22 protein-coding genes are annotated in these 25,155 nt (G+C 43.0%); 10 read left to right on the forward strand and 12 right to left on the reverse strand.

Features of this window, described 5'->3' with window-relative positions:
• The first annotated feature begins 14 nt into the window (after window positions 1-14).
• From LJ707_RS00110 to LJ707_RS00145, 8 genes are all read left to right on the forward strand, one after another.
• Window positions 15-1,367: a carboxypeptidase-like regulatory domain-containing protein gene (locus LJ707_RS00110; RefSeq protein WP_228948687.1), complete on the forward strand. Its 1,353-nt coding sequence runs from the start codon at window positions 15-17 to the stop codon at window positions 1,365-1,367.
• Window positions 1,368-1,680: 313 nt separating this feature from the next.
• The gene (locus tag LJ707_RS00115) at window positions 1,681-2,286 is read left to right on the forward strand and encodes a GIN domain-containing protein (protein ID WP_228948688.1); all 606 of its coding nucleotides are present in this window, start codon (window positions 1,681-1,683) and stop codon (window positions 2,284-2,286) included.
• 135 nt (window positions 2,287-2,421) lie between these two features.
• Window positions 2,422-3,138, forward strand: a complete 717-nt coding sequence (locus LJ707_RS00120) for a head GIN domain-containing protein (RefSeq protein ID WP_228948689.1) — start codon at window positions 2,422-2,424, stop codon at window positions 3,136-3,138.
• Between the two features lie 153 nt (window positions 3,139-3,291).
• Window positions 3,292-4,281, forward strand: a complete 990-nt coding sequence (locus tag LJ707_RS00125) for a c-type cytochrome (protein ID WP_228948690.1) — start codon at window positions 3,292-3,294, stop codon at window positions 4,279-4,281.
• 82 nt (window positions 4,282-4,363) lie between these two features.
• Complete coding sequence (gene tig / locus LJ707_RS00130; RefSeq protein WP_228948691.1) at window positions 4,364-5,713, forward strand: trigger factor; 1,350 nt, start codon at window positions 4,364-4,366, stop codon at window positions 5,711-5,713.
• A gap of 298 nt (window positions 5,714-6,011) precedes the next feature.
• Window positions 6,012-6,719: an ATP-dependent Clp endopeptidase proteolytic subunit ClpP gene (gene clpP / locus LJ707_RS00135; RefSeq protein WP_228948692.1), complete on the forward strand. Its 708-nt coding sequence runs from the start codon at window positions 6,012-6,014 to the stop codon at window positions 6,717-6,719.
• 106 nt (window positions 6,720-6,825) lie between these two features.
• Window positions 6,826-8,064, forward strand: a complete 1,239-nt coding sequence (gene clpX / locus LJ707_RS00140; RefSeq protein WP_228948693.1) for an ATP-dependent Clp protease ATP-binding subunit ClpX — start codon at window positions 6,826-6,828, stop codon at window positions 8,062-8,064.
• 151 nt (window positions 8,065-8,215) lie between these two features.
• The gene (locus LJ707_RS00145; RefSeq protein WP_228948694.1) at window positions 8,216-9,079 is read left to right on the forward strand and encodes an AMP nucleosidase; all 864 of its coding nucleotides are present in this window, start codon (window positions 8,216-8,218) and stop codon (window positions 9,077-9,079) included.
• Here LJ707_RS00145 and LJ707_RS00150 read toward each other — a convergent pair.
• Window positions 9,076-14,931: a carboxypeptidase-like regulatory domain-containing protein gene (locus LJ707_RS00150; RefSeq protein WP_228948695.1), complete on the reverse strand. Its 5,856-nt coding sequence runs from the start codon at window positions 14,929-14,931 to the stop codon at window positions 9,076-9,078. The two genes, LJ707_RS00145 and LJ707_RS00150, sit on opposite strands and share 4 nt — an antisense overlap.
• Before the next feature lie 172 nt (window positions 14,932-15,103).
• Here LJ707_RS00150 and LJ707_RS00155 point away from each other — a divergent pair, with 172 nt between their 5' ends.
• A complete protein-coding gene (locus tag LJ707_RS00155) occupies window positions 15,104-16,465 on the forward strand; it encodes a pyridoxal-phosphate dependent enzyme (protein ID WP_228948696.1) in 1,362 nt (453 codons plus the stop codon).
• A gap of 193 nt (window positions 16,466-16,658) precedes the next feature.
• Here the strand turns inward: LJ707_RS00155 and LJ707_RS00160 are convergent, their stop codons facing one another.
• The 4 genes from LJ707_RS00160 to LJ707_RS00175 all read right to left on the reverse strand — a co-directional run bounded on the left by LJ707_RS00160 (window position 16,659) and on the right by LJ707_RS00175 (window position 20,875).
• Window positions 16,659-17,036 carry a DMT family protein gene (locus LJ707_RS00160; protein ID WP_228948697.1) on the reverse strand — a complete coding sequence of 126 codons (378 nt, stop codon included), beginning with the start codon at window positions 17,034-17,036 and terminating at the stop codon, window positions 16,659-16,661.
• Entirely contained in the window at window positions 17,033-18,589 is a 1,557-nt protein-coding gene (locus LJ707_RS00165) for a glycosyltransferase family 39 protein (protein WP_228948698.1), read from the reverse strand. The genes LJ707_RS00160 and LJ707_RS00165 overlap by 4 nt, the downstream gene beginning before the upstream one ends.
• Before the next feature lie 153 nt (window positions 18,590-18,742).
• Window positions 18,743-20,050 (reverse strand): UDP-N-acetylglucosamine 1-carboxyvinyltransferase, encoded by a 1,308-nt coding sequence (murA, locus tag LJ707_RS00170; RefSeq protein ID WP_228948699.1) that lies wholly within the window; start codon window positions 20,048-20,050, stop codon window positions 18,743-18,745.
• Between the two features lie 102 nt (window positions 20,051-20,152).
• Window positions 20,153-20,875: a DUF4290 domain-containing protein gene (locus LJ707_RS00175; protein ID WP_228948700.1), complete on the reverse strand. Its 723-nt coding sequence runs from the start codon at window positions 20,873-20,875 to the stop codon at window positions 20,153-20,155.
• Window positions 20,876-21,116: 241 nt separating this feature from the next.
• Between LJ707_RS00175 and LJ707_RS00180 the strand changes: the two genes are divergently transcribed.
• Window positions 21,117-22,175, forward strand: a complete 1,059-nt coding sequence (locus LJ707_RS00180; RefSeq protein ID WP_228949748.1) for a mandelate racemase/muconate lactonizing enzyme family protein — start codon at window positions 21,117-21,119, stop codon at window positions 22,173-22,175.
• A gap of 41 nt (window positions 22,176-22,216) precedes the next feature.
• Here LJ707_RS00180 and LJ707_RS00185 read toward each other — a convergent pair whose 3' ends face one another.
• From LJ707_RS00185 to LJ707_RS00215, 7 genes are all read right to left on the reverse strand, one after another.
• Window positions 22,217-23,587, reverse strand: coding sequence for a dipeptidase (locus tag LJ707_RS00185; protein WP_228948701.1), 1,371 nt, complete (start codon window positions 23,585-23,587; stop codon window positions 22,217-22,219).
• A gap of 130 nt (window positions 23,588-23,717) precedes the next feature.
• On the reverse strand, window positions 23,718-23,888 hold the full coding sequence (locus LJ707_RS00190) for a hypothetical protein (protein ID WP_228948702.1): 171 nt from the start codon (window positions 23,886-23,888) through the stop codon (window positions 23,718-23,720).
• A gap of 26 nt (window positions 23,889-23,914) precedes the next feature.
• Window positions 23,915-24,103, reverse strand: coding sequence for a hypothetical protein (locus LJ707_RS00195; RefSeq protein WP_228948703.1), 189 nt, complete (start codon window positions 24,101-24,103; stop codon window positions 23,915-23,917).
• A 66-nt stretch (window positions 24,104-24,169) separates the two neighbouring features.
• Entirely contained in the window at window positions 24,170-24,358 is a 189-nt protein-coding gene (locus tag LJ707_RS00200) for a hypothetical protein (protein WP_228948703.1), read from the reverse strand.
• A 66-nt stretch (window positions 24,359-24,424) separates the two neighbouring features.
• Window positions 24,425-24,613 carry a hypothetical protein gene (locus tag LJ707_RS00205; protein WP_228948704.1) on the reverse strand — a complete coding sequence of 63 codons (189 nt, stop codon included), beginning with the start codon at window positions 24,611-24,613 and terminating at the stop codon, window positions 24,425-24,427.
• 70 nt (window positions 24,614-24,683) lie between these two features.
• Entirely contained in the window at window positions 24,684-24,872 is a 189-nt protein-coding gene (locus LJ707_RS00210) for a hypothetical protein (protein WP_228948705.1), read from the reverse strand.
• A 59-nt stretch (window positions 24,873-24,931) separates the two neighbouring features.
• A complete protein-coding gene (locus tag LJ707_RS00215) occupies window positions 24,932-25,120 on the reverse strand; it encodes a hypothetical protein (RefSeq protein ID WP_228948706.1) in 189 nt (62 codons plus the stop codon).
• Between the last annotated feature and the right edge of the window lie 35 nt (window positions 25,121-25,155).

The raw sequence follows: 25,155 nt of genomic DNA on the forward strand, positions 1-25,155 counted from the left end.
CTATATTACATTTAATGAAAAAGGCTCTTTTAACGTTTACTTTTTTATTATTTTCAGTTATTACCTACGCGCAATTTACCATTGCAGGCAAGGTGCTTAATGCTGCCGATAAAAAACCGGTTGAAAGCGCTACCGTATTTGTTAATAATACCAGCTATGGTACAAAAACGGATAAGGAGGGGAATTTTATTATTCGGGATGTGCAGGCAGGGCAGTATGACCTTATCATTTCAGTAGTTGGTTTTAAAACACAAAAAGCTTCAGTAACAGTAAAGGCCAATGTAACCGTACCGCCAATAACTATTACCGAGCGTGAGTTTGAACTGAATGAAGTTAAGATCACCAGGTCAAAAGGTGTTGATAACAAATACCTGGAAATATTTAAGCGCGAGATACTGGGATCATCCAGATTTGGCAGGCAATGCCGTATTATTAATCCAAAAGTTATTGAGTTAAGTTATGATAAGGCAGTGCGTAATCTCACCGGCTATACGTCTGATTTCATGGTGATCGATAACAAATTACTGGGCTACCGGGTAAAGTACCTGGTTGAAGATTTTGAGCGCAATGAAACCAAGGCTACGGTTAACTATGTAGGCTATGTGCTGTTTGAGGAAATGAAAGGTACCGAGAAGGAACGTAGTGAGTGGTATGTTAACAGGCTTGAGGCTTATAATGGTTCGCCGCAGCATTTTTTCAGGGCGCTATTAGGGAACAATATAAATCGTGCCGGTGAGCCGGGTTTCCTGGTACTGACCATGACCAGAACCATTAATCCCCGTCGTCTGCCTGATAGTTTAATTATGGCCAACATCAGGTACTATAGTGAAAGAAGAAGCGGCAGTGCAAGAGATTCAATGAGTTACTGGCTCAGGATGCAAAGGATACCACGCCGCATACAGGTAATGGATACCACCCGTTTAAAGGCTCAGGATGTGGTACAGTTAACTGATCAGAGTGGATTATATGCCCTTAAAATAGATAATACTAATTATTTAAAGATCTGGAAATATGTTAAAGTACCGGGTATGAGCGACATGTACGAGTATAAATGCGATACCTGCGATTATACCAACTCTTTGTATGTAACTTATACAAAAAAGGTACCCGCCCTGGTAGTTTCAAAAAACAGGGTCGGTGCCTTTTCTACTGAAAAAACGTTTACACCTACAGCAGAAATGGGACAAATGGCCAGCGTGATAACGCCTACTGAAACCGTTTTTTTTGACAGGAACGGAATGGTTGTAAACCCTATGAGTTTACGCATGGAGGGATATTGGGAAAAGCAACGAGTAGGCGATTTGCTGCCTGTTGATTATTTGCCGAATACAGGAGTTGTAAGTAATGCCCCCTCGGTTAGTAACTGACCATCGGTTGAGTTACTCCAAAGACGGACTCAACAATTAAAAAATTACGCCCGTAATAAAAATGTTACAAATGCTATGTGTGCATAATAAAATGCGCGCCTGTTAGCTGTAATATCCCTGTTTTATTATCTAAATACAGTAAGTGTACCTTATACACCATTGGTTTTCACCGATACATTTTGGCCATTCACCGATGTTTAACCCGTTTACGCCTATTTGAGGCTGATCGGCTGTAACGTTCGGGTGGGTAGGAGTGTCTTATTGATGTATTTAAAAACATAAATAATTAATTCACTATCAAAATATTATAGTCATGAAAACTACCATAATCACCATCGCCACTATCTGTTCATTAGCTTTCGGTTCAGTAACCTCAGCAAAAGCCGAAAAATTTAACGACAGTAACGCAACCGTATTAAACGACGTTAAAAGCATCAGCAAAATTGAAGTTCGCGGAAATGTTGAACTGTATGTATCAAACAGTGTTAACGATCGTGTAAAGGTTTACAACCGCTACTATACCGAAAGCGCCCTGGTACAAAACAACAACGGCGTATTGCGCATCTCATCATACTCAGCCAAAAAACTGGTAATATGGGTATCAGCTAATGATCTTCGCTCAATCTCAGCTTATGATAACGCTACTGTTAAAACATTCGGTACCCTGTCAGCTATCGATCTTAATGTTACGTTAAACAACAATGCTGCAGCGCAATTGAACATCGAATCGTACAGCGCTAACATCAAGGTAAATGATAATGCCAAGGCTGACCTTACCGGTAACGTAACCGATTATGCTTTAAACTACGGCCGCTCAACCAGTGTAAACTATGGTAAACTGGTAGCCATGGGCAAAGCACAGGTAGCAAAAAGCGCCGATAAATATGCCGCCGCTAAAAATGAGCTGGCCGCGCTCTAAGTATCACTTTTGCAAAAGTCCATCATATATTCTGCGAAAAGCCATCAGCACACAAATTGATGGCTTTTCTAATTTAAAGTGTAACTTCACGGCAGTAATCAACGTCAAAAAACCAAATACAACTAACCCGAGATCATGAAAACTATAGTATACACCCTCATTATTGCCGCAGTGGCAACATTATCATTTTCATCATGCAAAATGAAATGTAAAAAAGGTTCAGGTACCATAATAACCGATAATCGAAAGGTTGCCGATTTTACTAAAATTAATGTAAGCGGAGGTTTTAAAATTGTTTTAAAGCAGGATAGCTCGCTCAATTTGAACCTGAGTATTGATGACAACCTGCTTGAGTTTATTGAAACCGAAGTTAGCGGCGGTAAATTAACTATAACTACCAAGAAAAATATATGCCCAAGTACTGATGCTGTATTAACCATAGGCGTCAAAAACCTTGAAGAGGTTAAAGGCTCGGGAGCAATAACATTTAACAGCGAAGGCAAGCTTAATGTAAAGGACTTTAGTATTGATCTTTCCGGTGCGGGACGTACTGACCTTGACCTGAGCGCGGCTAATGTACGTACGGAGGGCAGTGGCGCTACCGAGATAAAATTGAAAGGACAGGCGGCATCAAATACCGTAAACCTTAAAGGCAGCAGCAAAGTAAGCGCGCTTGATTTTGTGGTAGGCAATTACAATATTGAAACAACAGGTGCCGGAGATTATAAAATAAATGTGCTAAAATCTTTAATAGTTAAAACTACCGGCGCATCATCGGTTGAATATCGTGGCAATCCAAGCACTGTTGAAAAGAAAGAAACAGGATCGTCAACAATTAAAAAGATAGACTAACAGTCAAACAAAAAAAATTTAAAAGCTTGCCCATCGGCAGGCTTTTTTTATGAGGTAAAGTGTTGGTTCACATTTTTTTAACATAACTTGTAGCATTTACAACATTGTTTGCGTCTAAACCTGAATACAAAACAATCACAACCAAACCACACAATGAAAAAGTTAATCAAATGGATAGCCATTATCCTTATTTTAGTTATTGTAATAGCAGTTTCGGGGCTATCTTATGTCAAATTCGCGCTGCCCGATGTTGGCGATCCTGAAAAAATTACTGTTGAACTTACACCGCAGCGTATTGAGCGCGGTAAATACCTGGCCAACCATGTTGCCGTTTGCGTTGACTGTCACTCCGCCCGCGATTTCAGTAAGTTTGCCGGGCCGATTGATACCACCCACATAGGTGCCGGTGGCGATAAGTTTGATCAAAACATAGGCTTTCCGGGGCTGGTGTATGTGCCCAACATTACCCCGCTTAATTTGAAGAACTGGACAGACGGCGAGATATTTCGGGCCATTACTACCGGTGTAAAAAAGGACGGCTCTGCCATATTCCCGATAATGCCGTGGCAGTATTACTCAAAAATGGACAGGGAGGATGTGTATGACATTATAGCCTACCTGCGTACCCTGAAATCCGAAGGCAAAAACTATCCGGCGCATAAACTTGATTTTCCGTTGAATTTTATAGTGAACACCATGCCGCAGCCTGCTACACTGGGCAAGCGCCCGCCCGGGAGCGATACACTTAAATATGGCGAATACCTGGTGCAAACCGCTGCCTGCCGCGATTGCCACAGCCAGGATGAAAAAGGCGTTGTTATAGCCGGGCTTGAGTTTGCAGGCGGCCGGGTATTTAACCTGCCCGGCGCTACACTAAAATCTTCAAATATAACCCCCGATAAGGAAAGCGGTATAGGCGGCTGGACGAAAGAGCAGTTTGTGGCCCGTTTCCGTCAGTTTGCTAATGGCAATATACCGCCATCTGCCGTAAAACCCGGCGAATTTCAAACCATTATGCCCTGGTGGAAGTATGGCAGCATGAAAACCGCCGACCTTGAGGCCATGTACGCTTACCTTAAAACCATTAAGCCGGTACTAAACCCTGTAGTAAAATTTCAGCCCAACGCTGATGCAAGTAAATAAATTAAAATAAAATTCATACTTTTGCGCCTCAAAATCAGGTACGGCGCACCCGTACCTGTTAATAATTAAACATTCGCAGAAGATGAATATTACACAGGAAAAAGTTGATAACCTGAACACCGTTCTTAAAATTAACCTTGCACCGGAAGATTACTCTCCGCGTGTTGACAAAGCCATTAAAGACCACGCTAAAAAAGCCAAGCTTCCGGGTTTCCGTCCGGGTATGGTACCTGCCGGCCACATTAAAAAAATGTATGGCAAAAGTATTTTGGTTGATGAGATCAACAACCTGTTATCAGATACACTGAATAACTATATTGACGAGCAAAAGCTTAACATATTAGGTCAGCCGCTGCCAAAGGTTGATGATGAAAAAGAATATAACTGGGATTTTGCCGACACTTTTGAGTTTAACTACGAAATAGGCTTAGCCCCTGAATTTGATCTGGAGTTCACCTCAAAAGATAAGCTTACGCAATACGTTATTAAAGTTGACGACGAAACACTGGCATCACGTACCAAAAACATCCGTCGCAGCTATGGCAAAATGACAAATCCTGACGTATCGGCAGATGATGATGTGCTTTATTCGCAATTAGAGCAGCTTTCACCGGATGGCTCTGTTTTTGAAGGTGGCATTAACGAAACTGTATCGGTTCGTTTAGATCAGGTTAAAGATGAAGCCATCAAAACTTCATTGATTGGTTTAAAAAAGGATGATACCGTTGAATTTGATATTCAGAAAGCATATGATAACGACGCAGCTAAAATTGCCGGTCTGTTAAAAATAGACGAGGAAACCGCTGCCGACCTTAAATCAAACTTCCGCCTGACAGTTAAAAATGTTAACCGTTTAGAGGAAAGCGATCTGAACCAGGAGTTCTTTGATAAATTATTTGGTGAAGGTACTGTAACTACCGAAGAGGAGTTCAAGGCTAAGATTACTGAAGAGCTTGAAACCATGATGCAGCAGGACAGCGACCGTAAGTTGCAGGACGAGATATACAACTATGCTACCGGTAAAGTTGATTTTCCGCTGCCTGACGAGTTTTTGAAACGTTGGTTAAAAGTTACCAATGAGAAACTGAGCGACGAGGAACTTGCCGAAGGTTATGCCGAGTTTGCTAAAAACCTTAAATGGACGCTGATAGCTAACAAGATCATTGTTGAGAACAACATCGAGATAAAATACGAAGAGGTTTTCGAGGCTGCTAAACAACGTTTGGATGCCCAGTTCAGGATGTACAGCCCGCAGCCTTTAACAGAGGAGCAATTAGGCCAGTACACCGTGCAATACCTGCAAAACAAAGAGAATGCTAACCGTATTTTTGAAGAAGTAAAAGCGCTTAAAGTATTTGATTACATTAAAAGCGTTATCACTCTTGATAAAAAAGACATCGCTTACAACGAGTTTACCAAGCTGGCAAACTAAGCGAAAAGCTTTCCATATAAAATTCACCAAAAGCAACTTGAACAAGGTTGCTTTTGGCGTTTAAAGGGTATGGGCTGATTTCGCGGTAAGTGGTTAGAGGTTTAGTATTCCGAGAAATTGAACTTGCCTATCCTCTCCCTCTTTGCGCAGCAGAGAGGGAAGTCGGGCGCAGCGATGACAGGGTGAGTTACACCAAATATTTTTACTTTTTGAAAACCTTAAACGCAAAATAGTATTCAAGTAAAAAGTATATATTTAACACGGGCAACAACGCCCAATCTAAAACACAATAAATACAATGAGCAGTAATATCGACAGAAATGAGTTCAGAAAATATGCTGTAAAGCACCACCGCATCAACAGCTTACACGTAGATAAATTTATTTCAAACGTTGACAGGGCGAACCTGCCAATGGGCATGACGCCATACATCATCGAGGAGCGCCAGTTGAACGTTGCCCAGATGGACGTTTTTTCGCGCCTGATGATGGACCGTATCATCTTTTTAGGTGATGCTATTTATGACAGCATAGCTAACATTATACAGGCGCAATTGCTGTTCCTGCAATCGGCAGACAGTAAACGCGATATCCAGATCTATATCAACTCACCGGGTGGATCGGTATACGCGGGTTTGGGTATTTATGATACCATGCAGTTCATCTCAAATGATGTAGCAACCATTTGTACAGGTATGGCCGCCTCAATGGGCGCGGTATTATTATGTGCCGGTACCAAAGGTAAACGTGCCGCGTTACCACACTCAAGGGTGATGATCCACCAGCCGTCAGGCGGTGCGCAAGGTCAGCAATCTGACATTGAGATCACTTACCATGAGATCACCAAACTAAAAAAGGAGCTGTACCAGATCATTGCCGATCATAGCGGAGCGTCATTTGAAAAAGTTTGGGATGCATCAGACCGTGACCACTGGATGATTGCCGAAGAAGCGAAAGAATTTGGTATGGTTGATGAAATTTTAAGAGGTAACAACCCTAAAAAATAATATTAAAAACGCCCCGTTGCTAAAACCAAAACCGCAATGGGGCGTATACTATTGTAAATGACGGAATTTTTAGGTAATTTTGTCTAATTTACTCAAAGCAAAAGCAATGACTAAAAACAGCAAGGAGATCAGGTGTTCGTTTTGTGGTGCAGGTAAGCAGGATAGCCTGATGCTGATAGCAGGTTTAGATGCGCATATATGCGATAAGTGCGTTAACCAGGCCAACGAGATATTAGCCGAAGAATTAAAGGTTCGTAAAGTTAAATCGTCGCCATCAACGCCATCTGTTTTAAAACCAGGCGAGATCAAAACACATCTTGACCAATATATCATCGGTCAGGATGATGCCAAAAAAATACTTTCAGTAGCGGTATATAATCACTACAAGCGCCTTAACCAGCGTGTTGATAAGGATGAGATCGAGATCGAAAAATCAAACATCATAATGGTGGGCGAAACCGGTACCGGTAAAACCTTGTTAGCCAAAACCCTGGCTAAGGTATTGAATGTACCTTTTTGTATATGCGATGCCACCGTACTAACCGAAGCTGGTTATGTGGGCGAGGATGTGGAAAGCATACTTACCCGTTTGCTGCAGGCTGCTGATTATGACGTAACCGCTGCCGAACGTGGTATTGTTTATATTGATGAGGTTGATAAGATTGCCCGCAAAAGCGATAACGCGTCAATCACCCGCGATGTATCAGGCGAAGGTGTGCAACAGGCATTATTAAAGATACTTGAAGGTACCCTGGTTAACGTACCACCGCAAGGCGGCCGTAAACATCCGGATCAAAAAATGATCACCGTTAATACCAGCAACATTCTGTTTATATGCGGCGGCGCTTTTGATGGCATCGAACGCAAAATAGCCGGCCGTTTGCGCACACAAACAGTAGGCTACAAGTTTAACAGCGATGATAGCGAGGTTGATCTTAAAAACCTGTACAAATACATTACTCCGCAGGATCTTAAATCATTCGGGTTGATACCCGAGCTTATCGGCCGTTTGCCGGTGTTAACTTACCTTAACCCGCTTGACCGTGATGCCCTGCATAACATACTTACCGAGCCTAAAAACTCGCTGCTTAAACAATATAAAAAGTTGTTTGAGTACGAAGGTGTAAAGCTTGGGTTTGAAGAGGATGTGCTTGATTTTGTAGTTGATAAAGCAATGGAATTTAAGTTAGGAGCCAGGGGGCTTCGTTCCATTTGCGAAGCGATAATGATAGACGCGATGTTTGAATTTCCATCCCGTAAGGATGTTAAGGAACTGACCGTAACATTGGATTATGCCCGTGAGAAGTTTGAAAAATCAGACCTCAAAAAGTTAAAAGTAGCTTAACAATAACCCAATAGCGCAAGCGCTATCTTTATTGATAATAAAACACAAACCCTGGTGAAACGCCGGGGTTTGTTGTATCCGGAGGTTTGGTATCGGTGCAATCAAATATAAATCGGTGCAATCAAATAAGTAATTAACAAAGGAGAAATATATGAATGAAGAAACCGTAGTAAAAAAAGATGAAGACATTGTAGCCAATGCTAAAAAGGTAAAGGAAGTACAAAGCCCGGTACGCCGTGGTTTAAAAACCAAGGAAGCTATTGTAGCTAACTGGTTGCCGCGATACACCGGCCGCCCGTTAGATCAGTTTGGGCAGTACATTATCCTCACCAATTTTTCAAAGTATATACAATTGTTTTCGCAATGGAATGATGACGCGCCCGTGATGGGGCTGGATAAGCCTATGCAAAGCGTTACCGCCGGTAATATTACCATTATTAACTTTGGTATGGGCAGTTCGGTTGCTGCAACGGTGATGGACCTGCTTACTGCCATTAAACCTAAAGCCGTAATATTTTTAGGTAAATGCGGTGGCCTTAAAAAGAAGAACAATGTAGGCGATATGATATTGCCCATCGCGGCCATAAGGGGTGAAGGTACCTCTAATGATTATCTGCCTGCCGAAGTGCCTGCACTGCCATCGTTCGCGCTGCAAAAGGCTATCTCAACCACCATGCGCGAAATGTCGCTTGATTACTGGACAGGCACCTGCTACACCACCAACCGCCGCGTTTGGGAGCATGACAAGGAATTTAAGCTTTACCTTAAAAAACTGCGTGCCATGGCCGTTGATATGGAAACCGCTACTGTATTTGTTACCGGTTTCGCCAACAAAATACCAACCGGCGCCTTGCTGTTAGTGTCAGACCAGCCGATGATCCCCGAAGGTGTAAAAACCAGCGAAAGCGACTCGAAAGTTACCGAAGGGTATGTAGAAACACACCTTAAAGTAGGTATCGAATCATTAAAGCAACTCATCAACAACGGGCTTACCGTTAAGCACCTGCGGTTTTAATTACCGCCGATGCTTACTTTTTTGAGGCCCTCGCGGCCATAAAATACAGGGAAATACATCAGCTCGGCCTTGGCCGGGTTAAGGGTGTATTCCCCATCATAGCGGGGCATCAGTTCAACCTCAAATTTATACTGCCCCTGTTTAAGCTTGCGGCAAAAAATGCTCACCTTTTCTTTAAAGTATTCGCGGTGTATCTCGTTATTACGCCACGATTGCTCCTTGCTTTCATATGAGCATCCCGCCGGGATCGGAATCTCTATCATTACAAATTCGCCATCAGCACGTGCGGTAACATCGGCAATTAGCTTTACCTTTTTGCCTCCTTTTAAGCGCATGGTTTTGTCGCCATTGTTTTCAAACCAGGTGTTTACGGTAAAATCCTTACTTATTTTTTCGGGCTTGCTGTTCCAATACTGCTGGTAACCGGTAATATAAACAGGCAGCGTACCCTTTTTGCTGATGCCAAGCGTTTGGCTGTCAAACGTAGCCGAGTAGGGGAAGGTGGTCACTGTTTCGTTCTTACCGCCGGTTAAAATTAGCTGCGGTTGTGTAAGCCCGTCCCGGCCTTTCATCAGGTCGGGTAAAATGGTTTCCAGTATTAATGATGATTCGTAGGTATTGCGCCAGCCACCTTCGCGTCGCTGCTCAAGCAGGTAGCCTGTTATCCTGTCAAGCAATTGGGATTGCTTTCCTGAATTTTTTATTATCTGGTAGGCCAAAACACTTAATTGTACCGAGTTGTCAAAAAAACGGTAACTGTTGTTTTCGCCCCAATAGATGTTGCCGAACATGGTGCTTTTTTTGCTGCTTAGCAAATCATCAATGTTTGCCGTTAAACCGGCCTTTTGCTGTATCAGCATTAAGCGGTATTTATTGTATACGGATGGATATTTTAATGCTGATTGCTCCTTTTGTGCGGCGGCAATATATTTTTTATAGTCGGCCTTGGCTTCCAGTTTAAGTAGTAGCTCAATGGCATTAATTTTATCATAACCATTATATCGCTCAAGCTGATATATCAGGTATTGGGTTATCTTTTGTTTATCAAAGTTTGTGGCATAGCCTTCTTTTTGCGCATCAAGCAATGCCTCAATAACATGCCTGCTTATCCAAATTTCTTCATCGCTCTCTTTCCACCAACCCCACAGGCCGCTGCCTTTACGGTTCTCGTTCAGTTTTTTAATGATGTCGATTATATTCTTCTCGTGCGCAAATGGTTGCTTTAAATAACCTTTTATGCGTTTTTCGCTAATAAGGCCTTTTAATTTTGAGGCTAACTGCTCGTTACACAGGTAACGGTATTCGCGCAGTTTGTCAGTCTCCTCGATCAGTGCGGGCAAAGCCGATGCTTCGGCCCTGAAGGTTACCTTGCCGAGGGCGGCTTCAAATTTGATGCTCATAGTGGTATCCTGGCGCAATACTTCAAACAGACCTTTGGTTTCCTGCACGCCTTGTTTTACAACGGGTATTTTGCGTTGCTCGCCATCGCTGTAACCGTTATTACGTTTTATGGCGTACTCAAACGTAAGGCTGTCGGTAGCTGCAGCGGTAATGGCCAGCGTATCTATCTTTGAATTACTTACACTCAGCGAGTCCTGCTTTTGCGGGGTACCGTTGTAAATGAAAGTACGTTGCAGCTTAACAGGGGTGGAGTTGTAGTTCATTACCTTGCCAATTATGCTCATCTTGTCGCCCTCAACGGCAAACTGCGGCGCTATCATTGCGGCGCTTACCGGTTTGTAAGCCTTTATATTACCCTCAGTAATGGCCGTTTCCATTTTATTGCTTATGCCGATAAAAAAGGTACGCCAGTTGGTAATATCATCCGGAAAAGCAGTGGTGAACCTGGCCTTGCCGTTGGCATCAGTAGTTAAACGGGGTTGCCAGTAGGCATAATCGTTAAAGTTTTTGCGCAGTGAGTTGCCGCCGTTTTGGGCAACCAGGTTAGCTTCCGCCTCATCAGCAGCCTGTTTCTTTTTTGTAGTAATGATAATAACGCCATTGGCAGCACGTGCGCCATACAAAGCTGTGGCTGCTGCATCTTTTAATACATCAATATTGCCAATATCATCCGGGTTCATGCTCTTAAACTCAGCCTCGGTAATCACGTTGCCATCAACTACCACAATTGGGCGCTTTTCAATATTAGGTGATGACATTCCTCTGATTATTACATTAGCCTCGCTATTTGCAACAGAAACTCCTGCTACCCGCCCCGCAAGCGCAGCAGAAACCTCCTGCCTAACATCAGACACCATGGATGCCGATAATTCTTTTTTGCTACGTGTACCATAACCCACAACTACAACTTCATTTAACTGGCTTGAGCTTGCATTTAACGTTATAACATAGTTGTCACCCGGCTTTATGGTAAACTCTTCCGTTACATAACCAACAAAAGCTACCAAAATTTTACCTGTTTCAGGTACTTTAAGTTTAAAGTTACCTTTTGCATCGGTTTGGGTGCCATACTTTGTGCCCTTTACTACTACACTTACGCCCGGTATCGGCAGTTTATCATCAGCGGATAACACCGTACCTGTTACTACTTTAGTAAACCCGCTGTTGTCGAGGTACTTTTCGTTAAATGATTCCTTTATAGTGAGTTTGTCATTGTTAATGTTTCTATCGCCATAGTCATACATATCATTGCGCTGCTGTATTACCCGGTTAATTTTTATACTTACCGAATCGCGTGCGTGAGGTTTCATCGCTATATTATAATAGTTACTGCCATTGGGTTTTATAATGATGTTTTCCTGTATAGCATACTCATCATCTTTCAATAAAAACATCAACCTATATTTACCTGCCTCCAGGTTGCCGAAATTTCTTTCAGCACCACGGTATATCTGTAAAAATTCGGTGTCGTTATTTTTGTATATCAGGATATTTTTAACAAAGTGTTTATCCTCGGCCTGTAATCTGATGGTCAGTCTGCCTGTGTTGGTACCCCATATATAATTATTTTGAAACAGGTCTGAATTTTGGCTTCGTCTGTCAAGATAGTTTTGCCATAACGTATCAGCGGCGGCAGGGGTTATGGCAAGCTGGGTATAGTCGGTTACAGGTTTACCATAGTTTAGTTGTTTGTTAAACGGATAGCCATCAAAGCTTTTTTGCTTTAACAGGCCGGGTAAAAAGGTATAATTATACCCGGTTTCGGCAATAAAGTTTTGTTCTATACCTCCTTTTAAACTATATGTACCCAGGTTTGGCGCTACCGGACCGGTTAATATACTTTGCCTGTCAGACCCGGCAATTGCAGCATTTAGTAAGTATAAACGCTCGCCTTGTTGCAGTGTTGCCATTTGCATTTTAAAGGTATTTTCAATACTGATGAGATGATTGTTCAGCGTTCTTTTTTCATCATTGGTTAAAGTGTCAGGCGCTTTTTTGATGCTGATATCAAAGCGTTTAAGCGTTGAGTCGGCGTTGATGCTGAATATGGTTTTTTTATGGTGCGCTATAATCACATCCTTCACTTCGATCTCCATTTTGCTGGTTCGCATCCTGATGTCGTGCATGCCCGAATCAACCCTGAAACTGTACCGGCTCAGATCCTGCGTTTGCGAAAAATACACCGGTATATTATCTATGTACACAATATGTACGGGTATAATGTCGCCTTTGTGTACTACAAAAGGTGCTATTTGGGTAATAGTGTCAGGTACGTGCTCGGTTATGGTGTAAATGGTATCAGGATGGGTAAACTTATAATATTCAATACTATCCAACCCCATGTCGCGGCTCCAGCGTTTCCAGTTAAGCAGTATGTTCTGGCTGTTGTTTAAAGGCAGATTACTGTACAGTATATTCATATTGGGTACCTTGCCAAATGTGCCAAAGTAAGGTACCGACGGCGCGTTGTAGCCTTCGAATTTGGAGGTGAGCGACCACGCGGTTATATCCGCATCGGCAACAGGTTTCCCGTCATTATCGGTAACGGTAAGCTCAGTAGTTACCTTTTGGCCGGGATAAATGGTCATGGGCTGCTGTACATTAATTTTTATGGAACCGTCATAATTGGCGTATGTTTGGCTGTAATTCCGTAACCTGCCGGCCCACATATAGTAGGCAAAAACTGTAATGTTGCCCTTTGATCTGATCCGTTTATTATAATTAAGTGAATCGGCTTCGCCACGCTCAATCAGTTTATTATCCAGGTAGATGCTGTACCAAAAATGTAGTTTTCGTTTGCTTTTTACGTTCACTTTTGCCGATTCGGCCGTACGCTCGCCGGTAATGCTTACGCCGCTATCTTCGCTGCTAAGATTAAATTCCGCATGTGCGCTGTCGGCCACAATACTGTAATTGCTCACGTTAGGGTTGATGAGCACTTGTGCAGGCAATGTGAGGGTTTGCTTGTTTAGTGTATCATTATTGCTGATAGCGTACAACATGGCTTTTAACGGTTGTTTTTTACCACGGATGTAGCTATCAATTTTCAATGTGTCGCCACTGATTTTAGTATTTATCCGGTAATTGTTGGCTTTGTATTCAATATATTTCCATTGGTTACGATGCTCATTAGATAAATTTAAAAAGTCGGCCTGTATTTGATATGAAAAACTTGCCTTCGGAAAAATAGAATCGGGCAGGGTAACCTTGGTTTCACCCAGCGGATCAAGCTGTACGGTATGCGTCCATAAACTATCGGGCACAAATACATGGCTGGCTTTGTAATTATTAACGTAATTGGTTTTCACTAACAGATCAACGCGTCCGTCGGGTACCGGCAGTCCGTTCTCGTCCGTTGCCTTGAGGTAAACGTTCAGCGTGTCTCCGGTTTGGTGGCTGTCCTTATCGGTACGAATATTAAAATTAATGGCTTTAAGTTCATACTCCTCGTACTCAAATTTGCTGCTTACAAGCTGCAGGTAGTTCTTTTCGCTATCTTCTAAATCTTCCTCCTCTTCATCATCGTCATCATCATCATTTTTGTTGTTGTTTTTCTTTTGCAGCTTTTTGGTGTCAGTCAGTATAACGCGATAGGTATCATCCAGATCAAGGTCGAGGCTATCCGTCAGTACAAAACTATACTCGTACATCCCCGGGCGATAGCTGTTGATGGTAGCCAGGGTTTTAAAATCGTTATTGCCATATTCATCAGAGAGGCGCACCAGTACCTGCTTATTTTTTAGTGGTTTATTGGTTTTAATGTCCGCAATAAAAGCCTTTATCCTCACAGTATCCCTGGGTTTGTATTTGGGCTTATTAAGCACCACAAAACCGGGATAATTAGCTTGATCATTATACCTGTAGTAGTTTTGCTCAGGCTTTTTAGCAAATAACTTTTTAAACCATCGTGATAAAAAAAATGGTTTTTTAGGCTGAGTTTTACCAAGCCTGAAAAAATTTGATACCCCTTTGTACGTTACTTTTACTATATTCTGCCTTGCAGGGCTGAATGTGTAAAAGCCGTTATTCTTATCATACCCAACATTTTTACCATTATTGGTAACAATGGCATCAGTTACAATGGTGCCATCCCGGCCGGTAAGCAAAAATTCAATATGCTTGTTCTGCGTTATTAACTGCATTGATGCTGTCCGGTTTTCAATCAGGTCAAACATCAAGCTATTTTCATTTGCATACACCTTTACATAGTTACCCGGGGTGAGTTTTGGCTGGTACCGAAATGCGTACTTTGTTAAAACAGAATCCACTTTTTGCTTCAACACATCATCCGTCGGCTTTTTTTCGGGATGCAGGTAAAGGTTCAGCAGGTCATCATCGCTTATTTTATAGAAATAGGTGTAGCGGCTGTTCCGGATGCTTTTGGTAAGTTTTTGCTGTGCAAAACCGTTAAGTGTCAGCAGAAAAAATATTAACAGGAAGATTTTTTTCATTGTGAGTTAGGCTCGTGGTACAAGGCTAAATATAGTATTTGTAGCTGTTAGTTTGAAACTAATTATATTATGTAGGGTTTGATAAATAAGTATTCCGCATTATGCCGGAATTAGTTTTAGTAAAATCTGATAAAATCTATAGCTTTGCTATACTAAAAAGAAAGCGCCTTTTATGTGGTATAACAACATCCTCGAAACTATTGGCAACACGCCGCTGGTAAAACTTAACAAAATTGTGAAAGACATACCGGCAACCGTTCTGGCTAAAATTGAAACCACTAACCCCGGTAATTCAATTAAAGACAGGATGGCGCTTAAAATGATAGAGGATGCCGAAGCCAGCGGCAAGCTTAAACCTGGAGGGACAATTATTGAAGGCACATCGGGCAATACGGGTATGGGCCTGGCCATTGCGGCCGTTATAAAGGGCTACAAATGTATTTTTACGAGTACCGATAAGCAATCAAAAGAGAAATTTGATGCCCTGCGTGCCTTTGGGGCCGAGGTGATAGTTTGCCCTACTAATGTTGACCCGGAAGACCCGCGTTCATATTATTCGGTATCATCCCGTCTGGAGCGTGAGGTGCCAAATTCATGGAAGCCCAACCAGTATGATAACCTGTCAAACTCGCAGGCGCATTACGAGCAAACCGGCCCCGAGATATGGGCGCAAACAGAAGGTAAAATAACCCACCTGGTGATAGGCGTAGGCACAGGTGGCACCATATCGGGCACAGCGCGTTATCTTAAAGAGAAAAACCCTGCAATACAAGTGTTAGGTATTGATACTTATGGCTCGGTATTTAAAAAATACAAGGAAACAGGCATTTTTGATAAGAACGAGATATACCCTTATATAACCGAAGGCATCGGCGAAGATTTTTTACCGCAAAATGTGGACTTTAGCCTGATCGATCACTTTGAGAAAGTAACCGATAAGGATGCTGCTTTGATGACACGCGAGATAGCCCGCAAGGAAGGCATCTTCGCCGGTAACTCAACAGGCTCGGCCGTAGCCGGTGTGCTGCAAATGAAGGATAGGTTTAAAGAGGGAGATGTGGTTGTAGTGGTCTTCCCGGATCATGGCTCACGCTATATGGGTAAAATGTATAATGATGACTGGCTGCGCGATCGTGGTTTCCTGAAGGATGACAAGCTGACCGCACGCGATATTATCAGTAAAAAGGAGAGTGCCGAGATCATTACTATCGACCACGAAAAGACCATTATCGAGGCTATTAATACCATCAAAGCGCTCAACATATCGCAAATACCCGTTACCCAGCACGGTAACATTATTGGCAAGGTAACTGAAAGCGACATACTGGACGCGCTGCTTGAAAGCCCCGGACTAAAATCGCAACCGGTAAAAAATATTACTACTGCTCCGTTCCCTTATGTTGATCTGAATACTTCGATAGACCGCATATCGTCAATGATCAATAAGGATAATATTGCCGTTTTAGTAACCGACGAACGTGGCAATGCCGAGATCATTACGCAGTATGATATTATAAACGCGATATCGGCGTAAGGGGGGTGCGGATTTCGAAAGTTAGATTGCGGAATAGTGTTTGAAATGAGGGAATTCGCTGCTCATTAATTACCGCTCACCGTCTTACTCACCCTGTCATCGCTGCGCTTAACATCCCTCTCTGCTGCGCAAAGAGGGAGTGACTATGTAAGCCTTTTGCTTTGGTCTTTTTGCTTTCAGCTTAAATCTTAAATCACCATTTCTTAAATATCACGTAAACAGCCAGCACGATAAGCAGAAAGCCTGCCAAATGGTTCCAGGCCAGTTTTTCGGTTTTAAAGAAGATGGTGGTGAATATCATGAAGATGGTAAGCGTAATGGCTTCCTGTATCACCTTTAACTGTACCAGGCTGAACGGGCCGCCATCGTCTTTATAGCCAAGGCGGTTGGCAGGCACCTGGAAAACGTATTCAAAAAACGCCAGTCCCCAACTGATAAGGATTATGGCTACAAGGCCGAGGTTTTTGCCCCAGCTATAATCCTTGAACTTTAAATGCCCGTACCAGGCAAACGTCATAAAGGTGTTTGATATAACGAGGAAGATGATGGTTTGCAGTGCCCGTAGGTTCATTGTTTTCTGAGTTCGGCCAGTTCTTTTTGATAGCGAAGGTTTAACGATGGCAATGGGTTATATAGTATATAAACACCTGAGCCTTTTTCGCGGGCAAGCGGATTATTGATAGTGCCTATTTTAACATAGCGTTCAATAAAGGGCTGCAATTCTTTTACACCTTCTTCATCCTCGGCAATATAAATAAGGTATTTGGGTACCAGGCTGTCGGGCGCCCAAAGTGAAAAGCTGCTGTTAAGGCATACCACCTGCGGTAAATTAAGCCGTTTTCCAAATACGCTGATAGCGCCCGCCTGGCCATAGTTTTCGGCAAATATGCGGGTTTGTGCCCGGGCCTGCGCGTTAAGGCCATGGTATGCTTTGGCTGTAAGGGTGGCCATTTCATCCCAACCCAGCATATCCGCGTAATCCTGCGTGGTGGCATGTTGCCGCTGATCTTCCCATCGGGTTACAAAATTAAGAGCGGGCATTATATTTTGGGTGTATTTTATAGCTGTAACTGTTTGCGGCAAGGGGAGCAATGGCAATACCATGGGTAAAAGCAGCAGGTTAGGCGCGGTAACTATTACTATGGCAGCGGCACGTAAAGGCTTACCGGCTGTTTTAAACAACCTGTCGAACCCGCAGCCACCCGCCGCGAACAGCATAGGGTAAGCGCCAAACAGGTAATAGTTTTTACCATTCATCTGGAGTAAAAAAATAAAGATGATAACGTAGGCAAAGGCCAGAAACTGGTACTTACGCAGCCGGAACGATGCTAACAAAAAAACAAACCCAACCAGCCACACAAACAGTGCAACACCGTTAACCATTAATTGCTGCGCGATAAAATCACCGGCTTTTATATGTTCAAGCTGCGTTTCGCGCAGTTCGGCCATGTGGTGCAGCACCGGAAAGTTATGCTGCCATTGCCATATCAGGTTAGGTGAAAATAGTAAAATGGCTACCAGGCCCGCGCCAATGGTATGTTTGGTAAACAGCACCCGGCGTTGCTTGCTTATTAGAACACCAATAACAAGCGCGATAGCGAAAAAGGCCATGGTATATTTAGTAAGCATACCAACACCGGTAGTTAAACCAAAGCCATATAAAAATATTACCGAGGAGGTGTTTACATACCTTACCATGCACCAGGCAGCCAAAACCCACCAAAGCTGATCGAACACTACAGGCTGAAATAAATAGCCGCTTGCAGCGAAAGCCGGGGCAAATATTATGGAGAGGCAGGCAATGGCAATAGCAAATTTACGGCCCCCAAGTTCAATGGTGATCATGCCTGTAAGCCAGATGATGATGCCGCTGGCGATAGTGGTGAACAGGCGCGAAGCGAAAACGGAATCGCCAAAAACGGTTAACGATATTTTAGCCAATACGGCAATAAATGGCGGTACCTCCTTAAATCCCCAATCAAGGTGATCGGCCAAAGCAAGGTGCAGCAATTCATCACGGTGAAAGCCGAAGTTAGAGATGGCAATAAGATTAAGTACAACCTTAACAAGCACAAATATCATCACAAACCTATGATATTCAGCCCGCTTATTCCTGTAGATCATGCGTGGTTAAAAAACTGGTTTGATAAAGTTAATATTTAAGTTTACTATTTACCAAAAAATAAAGGGCTGAGCTTATTGATGGTCGGGTTAATTATTATATCATCCCTCAAATCAACAGCTCAGCCCCTTTTAATTAACTAAAAGCAGTTACAGTTATATGCGTTTTATATCAGCGCCTAAAGCTATCAGGCGTTTATCAATATGCTGATAGCCACGCTCAATTTGTTCAATATTATAAATGGTTGATTTACCTTTTGCCGATAGTGCGGCGATCAGTAACGACACCCCGGCACGTATGTCCGGCGAGGTCATGGAGATACCGCGCAGTTGTATGCGTTTATCCAAACCAATAACGGTGGCGCGGTGCGGATCACAAAGGATAATGTTAGCACCCATATCCAGCAGTTTATCCACAAAGAACAAACGGCTCTCGAACATTTTTTGGTGGATAAGTACCGAGCCCTTTGCTTGTGTGGCAACTACCAGTACAATGCTCAGCAGGTCGGGTGTAAAGCCCGGCCATGGCGCGTCAGACACGGTTAATATCGAGCCATCAATAAAGGTATCAATTTCGTAATGATCCTGCTCAGGGATAAATATATCATCGCCGCGAAGCTCCAGTTTAATACCCAGGCGTTTAAATACTTCGGGTATAATACCCAGCTCTTTATACTGCACATCTTTAATAGTGATCTCAGAACCCGTCATGGCAGCCAGGCCGATGAACGAGCCGATCTCGATCATGTCAGGCAGCATGCGGTGCTCGGTACCGCCCAGGCGTTCAACACCCTCAATAGTAAGCAGATTTGAACCAATGCCGCTGATCTTAGCTCCCATGCGGTTAAGCATTTTACAAAGCTGCTGCAGGTAAGGCTCGCAGGCGGCATTGTAAATGGTGGTGGTGCCTTTAGCTAATACGGCAGCCATTACAATGTTGGCTGTACCGGTTACCGAGGCTTCATCAAGCAGTATGTAGGTGCCTTTAAGGTTTGATGCGTCAACGTTATAAAACTCTTCAGTGGTATCGTAATTAAAGCGCGCGCCCAATTTTTCAAAACCCAGAAAGTGGGTATCCAAACGGCGGCGGCCAATTTTATCGCCACCCGGTTTTGGAATAGAGGCCTTGCCAAAGCGGGCCAGCAAGGGCCCCACAATCATTATTGAACCACGCAGGCCGCCACCTTTGGCTTTAAACGCGTCTGATTGAAAGAAATCCTGGTCAATGTTCTTAGCCTCAAAGGTATAAGTATCGTCAGAAAGGCGCTCAATGGTAACACCCATATCGCCAAGCAATTCTATCAGTTTGTTAACATCAACAATATCGGGTATATTACTTATGGTTATCTTTTCCTCAGTTAAAAGTACGGCCGAAAGTATTTGGAGCGATTCGTTTTTAGCACCCTGTGGTACTATTTCGCCTTTAAGTTTTTTGCCGCCAATTATTTCAAATGCGTTCTTCATAAATTAGTGTTGGTATTAAACAGATATGGCAAGGTTAATACCTTGCCCATCCTTAAAATGTTTTCTCGGTTCAAAAATAATAAAAGACTGAAATTTTAGCGCTTAATATTTACGCGCGCCGCCATTATTACGGCCGCGGTTGTTTTGGTTGTTATTGCGCGGGCCGCTACCGCCGCCGTTATTGTTACTGCGGCCACGGTTGTTTTGGTTATTGCTTTTGCCGCGCGCATTTTGGTTATTAACCGGGTTGGTGCGGTATTCAACCTTGTTCAGGTTAATGTTGTCGTCAAGCTTTAGTTCCCCGCGAGACATGCTGGCCAGGTCGTTAAGGATGATCTCGTCAGATACCGAATCCTTGTTCCACTGCACATAGGCCATCTTCATAAAGTTGGCTATTGATTGTACCATGTGGCGTTTACGCTCAGGCTCCTCGATTGCTTTAGCGCGCTCTATCATCAGCTCAATGGTTTTGCCATAGTGCTTGGCTCGTATACGCTGATTTGGGTAGTTAAGCGGCTGTGGTTTTATGTGTACCGATTCCGGTGTTGGTTTTGGGTAAGGTGAGTCAACATCTATCTTATAATCAGATATAATGTGCAGGTGATCCCAAAGTTTGTGTTTAAAGTCGGCAACATCGCGCAGGTGCGGGTTTAAAAAGCCCATCAGGTCAATAACCACTTGTGCGTAGCGGTTACGTTCTTCTTTGCTTGTTAAGTTGCATATGTATTTGACCATGTTTTGCACATTGCGGCCATATTCGGTCAAAATAAGTTTATTCCTTGTTGAGTTATAATCAAACCCGGTAGGCAGTGTAGTAAAAGCCATGTATTATAATAAAATGAATGTTAAGTTGTCCGCAGCGCTAAACAGCATCAGCCGGACTATAAATTGACAAGTTTATCAAAAAATTCTCTTGTAGTAACGCAAATATACTGCAATTGTGTTAATGTGCAAATAAGTTTGTTGAGGCTTAAATTTTATTGCTTTATTTTAGCATACAAACATTACTATTTTGAAAGACCATCTATTGATCAGTAAGATAGACATCTACCGCTTCAGCATACCTATGGAGCCCTTCAGCATTGCAACAGGTACAATGAACCACGCTCAGAACGTTTTTGTACGTGTGCATACCGATGCCGGATTTTATGGTGTGGGTGAGTGCTCAGCCTTCCCGATGATTGTGGGCGAAACACAGGATACCTGCCTGGTTATGGCGCGCGAGTTTGCACGATTGTGGCTCGGTAATAATGCGCTCGAAATTGAAGCCCGTATGCAGCAATTGCACAGCTTTACCGCGGGCAACACCACCATTAAAAGTGCCTTTGACATGGCTTTGTTTGATATTGCTGCAAAACAGGCCTGCTTACCGTTATACAGATTTTTAGGTGGATTGGTACGGGATATTGAAACCGACATTACCATCGGCATAAACACACCCGAAGCTATGGCCGAAAAAGCCGCGCATTTTAAGGCTACCGGCGCTACTATATTAAAGGTAAAGCTGGGTAAGGATGCTGTTAGTGATGTAGAGCGAATTAAACAGATCCGTCAGTCGGTAGGAGATACAATGCGTATCCGTGTTGATGCTAACCAGGGCTGGAGCTTTGATGATGCCATGTTTGCCTTATCGGGTATTGCGCCGTATGATGTTGAGTTTTGCGAACAGCCCATGCGTACCTGGTATGATGATCGCCTGCCCGAACTAATGGCCCTATCACCGGTAAAAATAATGGCCGACGAAAGCGTATACAACCACCACGATGCCCGCAGGCAGATAGAAAGCGTATCGTGCCATTATATCAATATTAAATTCTCCAAATCCGGCGGTATGCTGGAAGCCAGAAAGATACACGATACCGCTGCCGAACGAAATATTCCCTGCATGATGGGCGGTATGCTCGAAAGCCGCATTGGCCTGAGCGCCAAGCTGCACTTTGCCTACGCAAGCCCGAATATCCGGTTTTACGATATGGACACCTGTATGCTCGGTCACCTTGCCGACCCATGTGTTGGCGGGGTAAAGTATAAAGGCTACTTTTTGCAGATTGATGATACGCCCGGAATAGGCGCTGATGCCGATGAAAGATTTTTATTGAATTGCGAACGGTTTACGGTAGAATAAAAAAGGCTCCGAAAGGAGCCTTTTTTATGTGTATATTTTTATTATTTACTTAATTCATCAAAATATTTGTAAAACAGCGGTATGGTTTCAATGCCTTTAAAGTAATTGGCAATATCATACTTTTCGTTTGGTGAGTGCAGGTTATCGCTATCAAGGCCAAAACCCATCAGTACGGTTTTTATACCCAGTTCAGCTTCAAATAAAGCCACAATAGGTATGCTGCCCCCGCCGCGGGTTGGTATAGGCTCTTTCCCGAATGATTCGGCAATGGCTTGCTGCGCCGCTTTGTAGGCCACGCTATCAGTAGGGGTTACCACCGGTTCGCCGCCATGATGCGGGGTTACTTTTACCTTAACTGATGGTGGGGAAATGCTCAAAAAGTGATCGGTAAACAGTTTAGTGATCTTTGCCGAACCTTGGTTGGGCACCAACCGCATTGATATTTTGGCACTTGCTTTTGATGGCAGTACGGTTTTGGCACCCTCGCCAATATAACCACCCCAAAAGCCGTTCACCTCAAGGGTAGGGCGGGTTCCGGTGCGCTCAAAGGTTGAGTAGCCGTTTTCGCCCCAAAGCTCGTTTAAGCCTAAATCCGCTTTATATTCAGCATCATCATAAGGTGCACTGTTAAGGGCATCGCGCTCGGCATCGCTCAGGTTTATTACGTCATCATAAAATCCGGGTATGGCTATGCGGTTGTTATCGTCATGCAGGGAGGCTATCATTTTAGCCAGAATAGTTGCTGGGTTGGCCACAGCGCCACCGTAAACGCCTGAATGCAGATCGCGGTTGGGGCCGGTAACTTCAACTTCGAGGTAGGAGAGGCCACGCAAACCGGTTTCAAGCGATGGATGTTCCATGCTGATCATGGCCGTGTCCGATATAAGCACTACATCGGCCTTTAGCTTATTCTTATTTTGCTTAACAAAGTCGCCCAGGTTGTCAGATCCTACTTCCTCCTCACCCTCTATCATAAATTTGATATTGCATGGCAGGCTATCGGTCTGCATCATCAGCTCAAAGGCCTTTACATGCATGTAAAACTGCCCTTTGTCATCGCAGGCGCCGCGGGCAAATATTTTACCGTCGCGTATTGTAGGTTCAAAAGGAGGGGTTTCCCACAGTTCGAGCGGGTCGGGTGGTTGAACATCGTAATGCCCGTAAACCAAAACCGTTGGTTTTGTGGCATCAATAATTTTTTCGCCGTAAACAATAGGGTAGCCTGCAGTTTGGCATACTTCTACATTTTCGGCACCGGCTTCAATCAGCTTTGTTGCAACAAACTCGGCTGTTTTTAAAACATCGGCTTTATATTTTGGGTCTGCGCTTACAGACGGGTAGCGCAGTAAATCAAACAGTTCATCAAGCATTCGCTGCTCATGCTGCGCAACATAATTTTTTATGACTGACATAAATAAATGTATTTGCAGCAAATATAGCGTAAGTTGCTTTTAAACCATGTGGTTTTTCAATAAGGATTAATGGCATCGCGCCAATTGTATTTATATATTATATGGTACCTGTTTTATAAAAAGTACCGTATCAGTCGGCAGTTGAAACATCGTGCATATTACTGCCCGGAGCTTTATTGGTTGAGTTTAATTTTTCGATTTTGATAACCTGCTCGGGTGCAACTTCAGTTTTTTTATTGAATGACCATGCAGTAATGCCTGAGGTAAGAACAATGGCTGCGGCAATGATGTATTTTTTCATATGTGCGTTATATAAATGTTAATTGATTAGTCGGCAGAAGAAACATCTTTTTTGTCGCCAGCTTTAGCGTCTGCTGAGCTTACGTCTTTCTTGTCACCGGCTTTGTAATCTGCAGAAGACACATCTTTTTTATCACCTGCTTTGTTTGCGGTAGCTGCTACTGAAGAGAATATGGTTGAAAGAACTAATGCTGCTGCTATGATTGATTTTTTCATGGATTTTTATATTTTATCGGGGTATAATATTGTTAATGTGTTGATTATATGCTGTGTTTAGTGTAATTAGTCGGCAGATGAAACATCTTTTTTATCGCCCGCTTTAGCGTCTGCTGAGCTTACGTCTTTCTTATCACCGGCTTTGTAATCGGCAGAAGAAACATCTTTTTTATCACCTGCTTTGTTTGCGGTAGCTGCTACTGAAGAGAATATGGTTGAAAGAACTAATGCTGCTGCTATGATTGATTTTTTCATGATTTTATATTTTATCGTGGTATAATATTGTTAATGTGTTGATTATATGCTTTGTTGATTGTGTAATTAGTCGGCAGAAGAAACATCTTTTTTATCACCGGCTTTAGCGTCTGCTGAGCTTACGTCTTTCTTATCGCCGGCTTTGTAATCTGCAGAAGACACGTCTTTTTTATCGCCTGCTTTGTTTGCGGTAGCTGCTACTGAAGTGTATACGGTTGAAAGAACTAATGCTGCTGCTATGATTGACTTTTTCATGATTTTTTATGTTTTATCGGGGTATATAGTATTGTTAATGTGTTGATTATATGCTTTGTTGATTGTGTAATTAGTCGGCAGAAGAAACATCTTTTTTATCACCGGCTTTAGCGTCTGCTGAGCTTACATCTTTCTTGTCACCGGCTTTGTAATCGGCAGAAGAAACATCTTTTTTATCGCCAGCTTTGTTTGCGGTAGCTGCTACTGAAGAGAATATGGTTGAAAGAACTAATGCGGTTGCTATGATTGACTTTTTCATGATCGTGTTGTTGTGGGGTATTTAATTTTATGTTGATTACGTGTGTTGTTGATTGATAATTAGTCGGCAGAAGAAACATCTTTTTTGTCACCGGCTTTAGCGTCTGCTGAGCTTACGTCTTTCTTATCACCGGCTTTGTAATCGGCAGAAGACACGTCTTTTTTATCGCCTGCTTTTATTTGGTTTGCTGATACTGAGCTAAAAATTGTGGCAAGGGCCAGGGCTGTTGTTAAAAATATTTTTTTCATGGTTTTAATACTTTAATGTTTGGGGTCTGTGTGTT

Source organism: Mucilaginibacter sp. UR6-1, from assembly GCF_020880975.1.
Classification (GTDB): Bacteria; Bacteroidota; Bacteroidia; order Sphingobacteriales; family Sphingobacteriaceae; genus Mucilaginibacter.

Excerpts from the sequence above, each read along its gene's own strand:
- LJ707_RS00110 (WP_228948687.1), top strand. The coding sequence starts at position 15 with ATGAAAAAGGCTCTTTTAACGTTTACTTTTTTATTATTTTCAGTTATT.
- LJ707_RS00115 (WP_228948688.1), top strand. The coding sequence starts at position 1,681 with ATGAAAACTACCATAATCACCATCGCCACTATCTGTTCATTAGCTTTC.
- LJ707_RS00120 (WP_228948689.1), top strand. The coding sequence starts at position 2,422 with ATGAAAACTATAGTATACACCCTCATTATTGCCGCAGTGGCAACATTA.
- LJ707_RS00125 (WP_228948690.1), top strand. The coding sequence starts at position 3,292 with ATGAAAAAGTTAATCAAATGGATAGCCATTATCCTTATTTTAGTTATT.
- tig (WP_228948691.1), top strand. The coding sequence starts at position 4,364 with ATGAATATTACACAGGAAAAAGTTGATAACCTGAACACCGTTCTTAAA.
- clpP (WP_228948692.1), top strand. The coding sequence starts at position 6,012 with ATGAGCAGTAATATCGACAGAAATGAGTTCAGAAAATATGCTGTAAAG.
- clpX (WP_228948693.1), top strand. The coding sequence starts at position 6,826 with ATGACTAAAAACAGCAAGGAGATCAGGTGTTCGTTTTGTGGTGCAGGT.
- LJ707_RS00145 (WP_228948694.1), top strand. The coding sequence starts at position 8,216 with ATGAATGAAGAAACCGTAGTAAAAAAAGATGAAGACATTGTAGCCAAT.
- LJ707_RS00150 (WP_228948695.1), bottom strand. The coding sequence starts at position 14,931 with ATGAAAAAAATCTTCCTGTTAATATTTTTTCTGCTGACACTTAACGGT.
- LJ707_RS00155 (WP_228948696.1), top strand. The coding sequence starts at position 15,104 with ATGTGGTATAACAACATCCTCGAAACTATTGGCAACACGCCGCTGGTA.
- LJ707_RS00160 (WP_228948697.1), bottom strand. The coding sequence starts at position 17,036 with ATGAACCTACGGGCACTGCAAACCATCATCTTCCTCGTTATATCAAAC.
- LJ707_RS00165 (WP_228948698.1), bottom strand. The coding sequence starts at position 18,589 with ATGATCTACAGGAATAAGCGGGCTGAATATCATAGGTTTGTGATGATA.
- murA (WP_228948699.1), bottom strand. The coding sequence starts at position 20,050 with ATGAAGAACGCATTTGAAATAATTGGCGGCAAAAAACTTAAAGGCGAA.
- LJ707_RS00175 (WP_228948700.1), bottom strand. The coding sequence starts at position 20,875 with ATGGCTTTTACTACACTGCCTACCGGGTTTGATTATAACTCAACAAGG.
- LJ707_RS00180 (WP_228949748.1), top strand. The coding sequence starts at position 21,117 with ATGGAGCCCTTCAGCATTGCAACAGGTACAATGAACCACGCTCAGAAC.
- LJ707_RS00185 (WP_228948701.1), bottom strand. The coding sequence starts at position 23,587 with ATGTCAGTCATAAAAAATTATGTTGCGCAGCATGAGCAGCGAATGCTT.
- LJ707_RS00190 (WP_228948702.1), bottom strand. The coding sequence starts at position 23,888 with ATGAAAAAATACATCATTGCCGCAGCCATTGTTCTTACCTCAGGCATT.
- LJ707_RS00195 (WP_228948703.1), bottom strand. The coding sequence starts at position 24,103 with ATGAAAAAATCAATCATAGCAGCAGCATTAGTTCTTTCAACCATATTC.
- LJ707_RS00200 (WP_228948703.1), bottom strand. The coding sequence starts at position 24,358 with ATGAAAAAATCAATCATAGCAGCAGCATTAGTTCTTTCAACCATATTC.
- LJ707_RS00205 (WP_228948704.1), bottom strand. The coding sequence starts at position 24,613 with ATGAAAAAGTCAATCATAGCAGCAGCATTAGTTCTTTCAACCGTATAC.
- LJ707_RS00210 (WP_228948705.1), bottom strand. The coding sequence starts at position 24,872 with ATGAAAAAGTCAATCATAGCAACCGCATTAGTTCTTTCAACCATATTC.
- LJ707_RS00215 (WP_228948706.1), bottom strand. The coding sequence starts at position 25,120 with ATGAAAAAAATATTTTTAACAACAGCCCTGGCCCTTGCCACAATTTTT.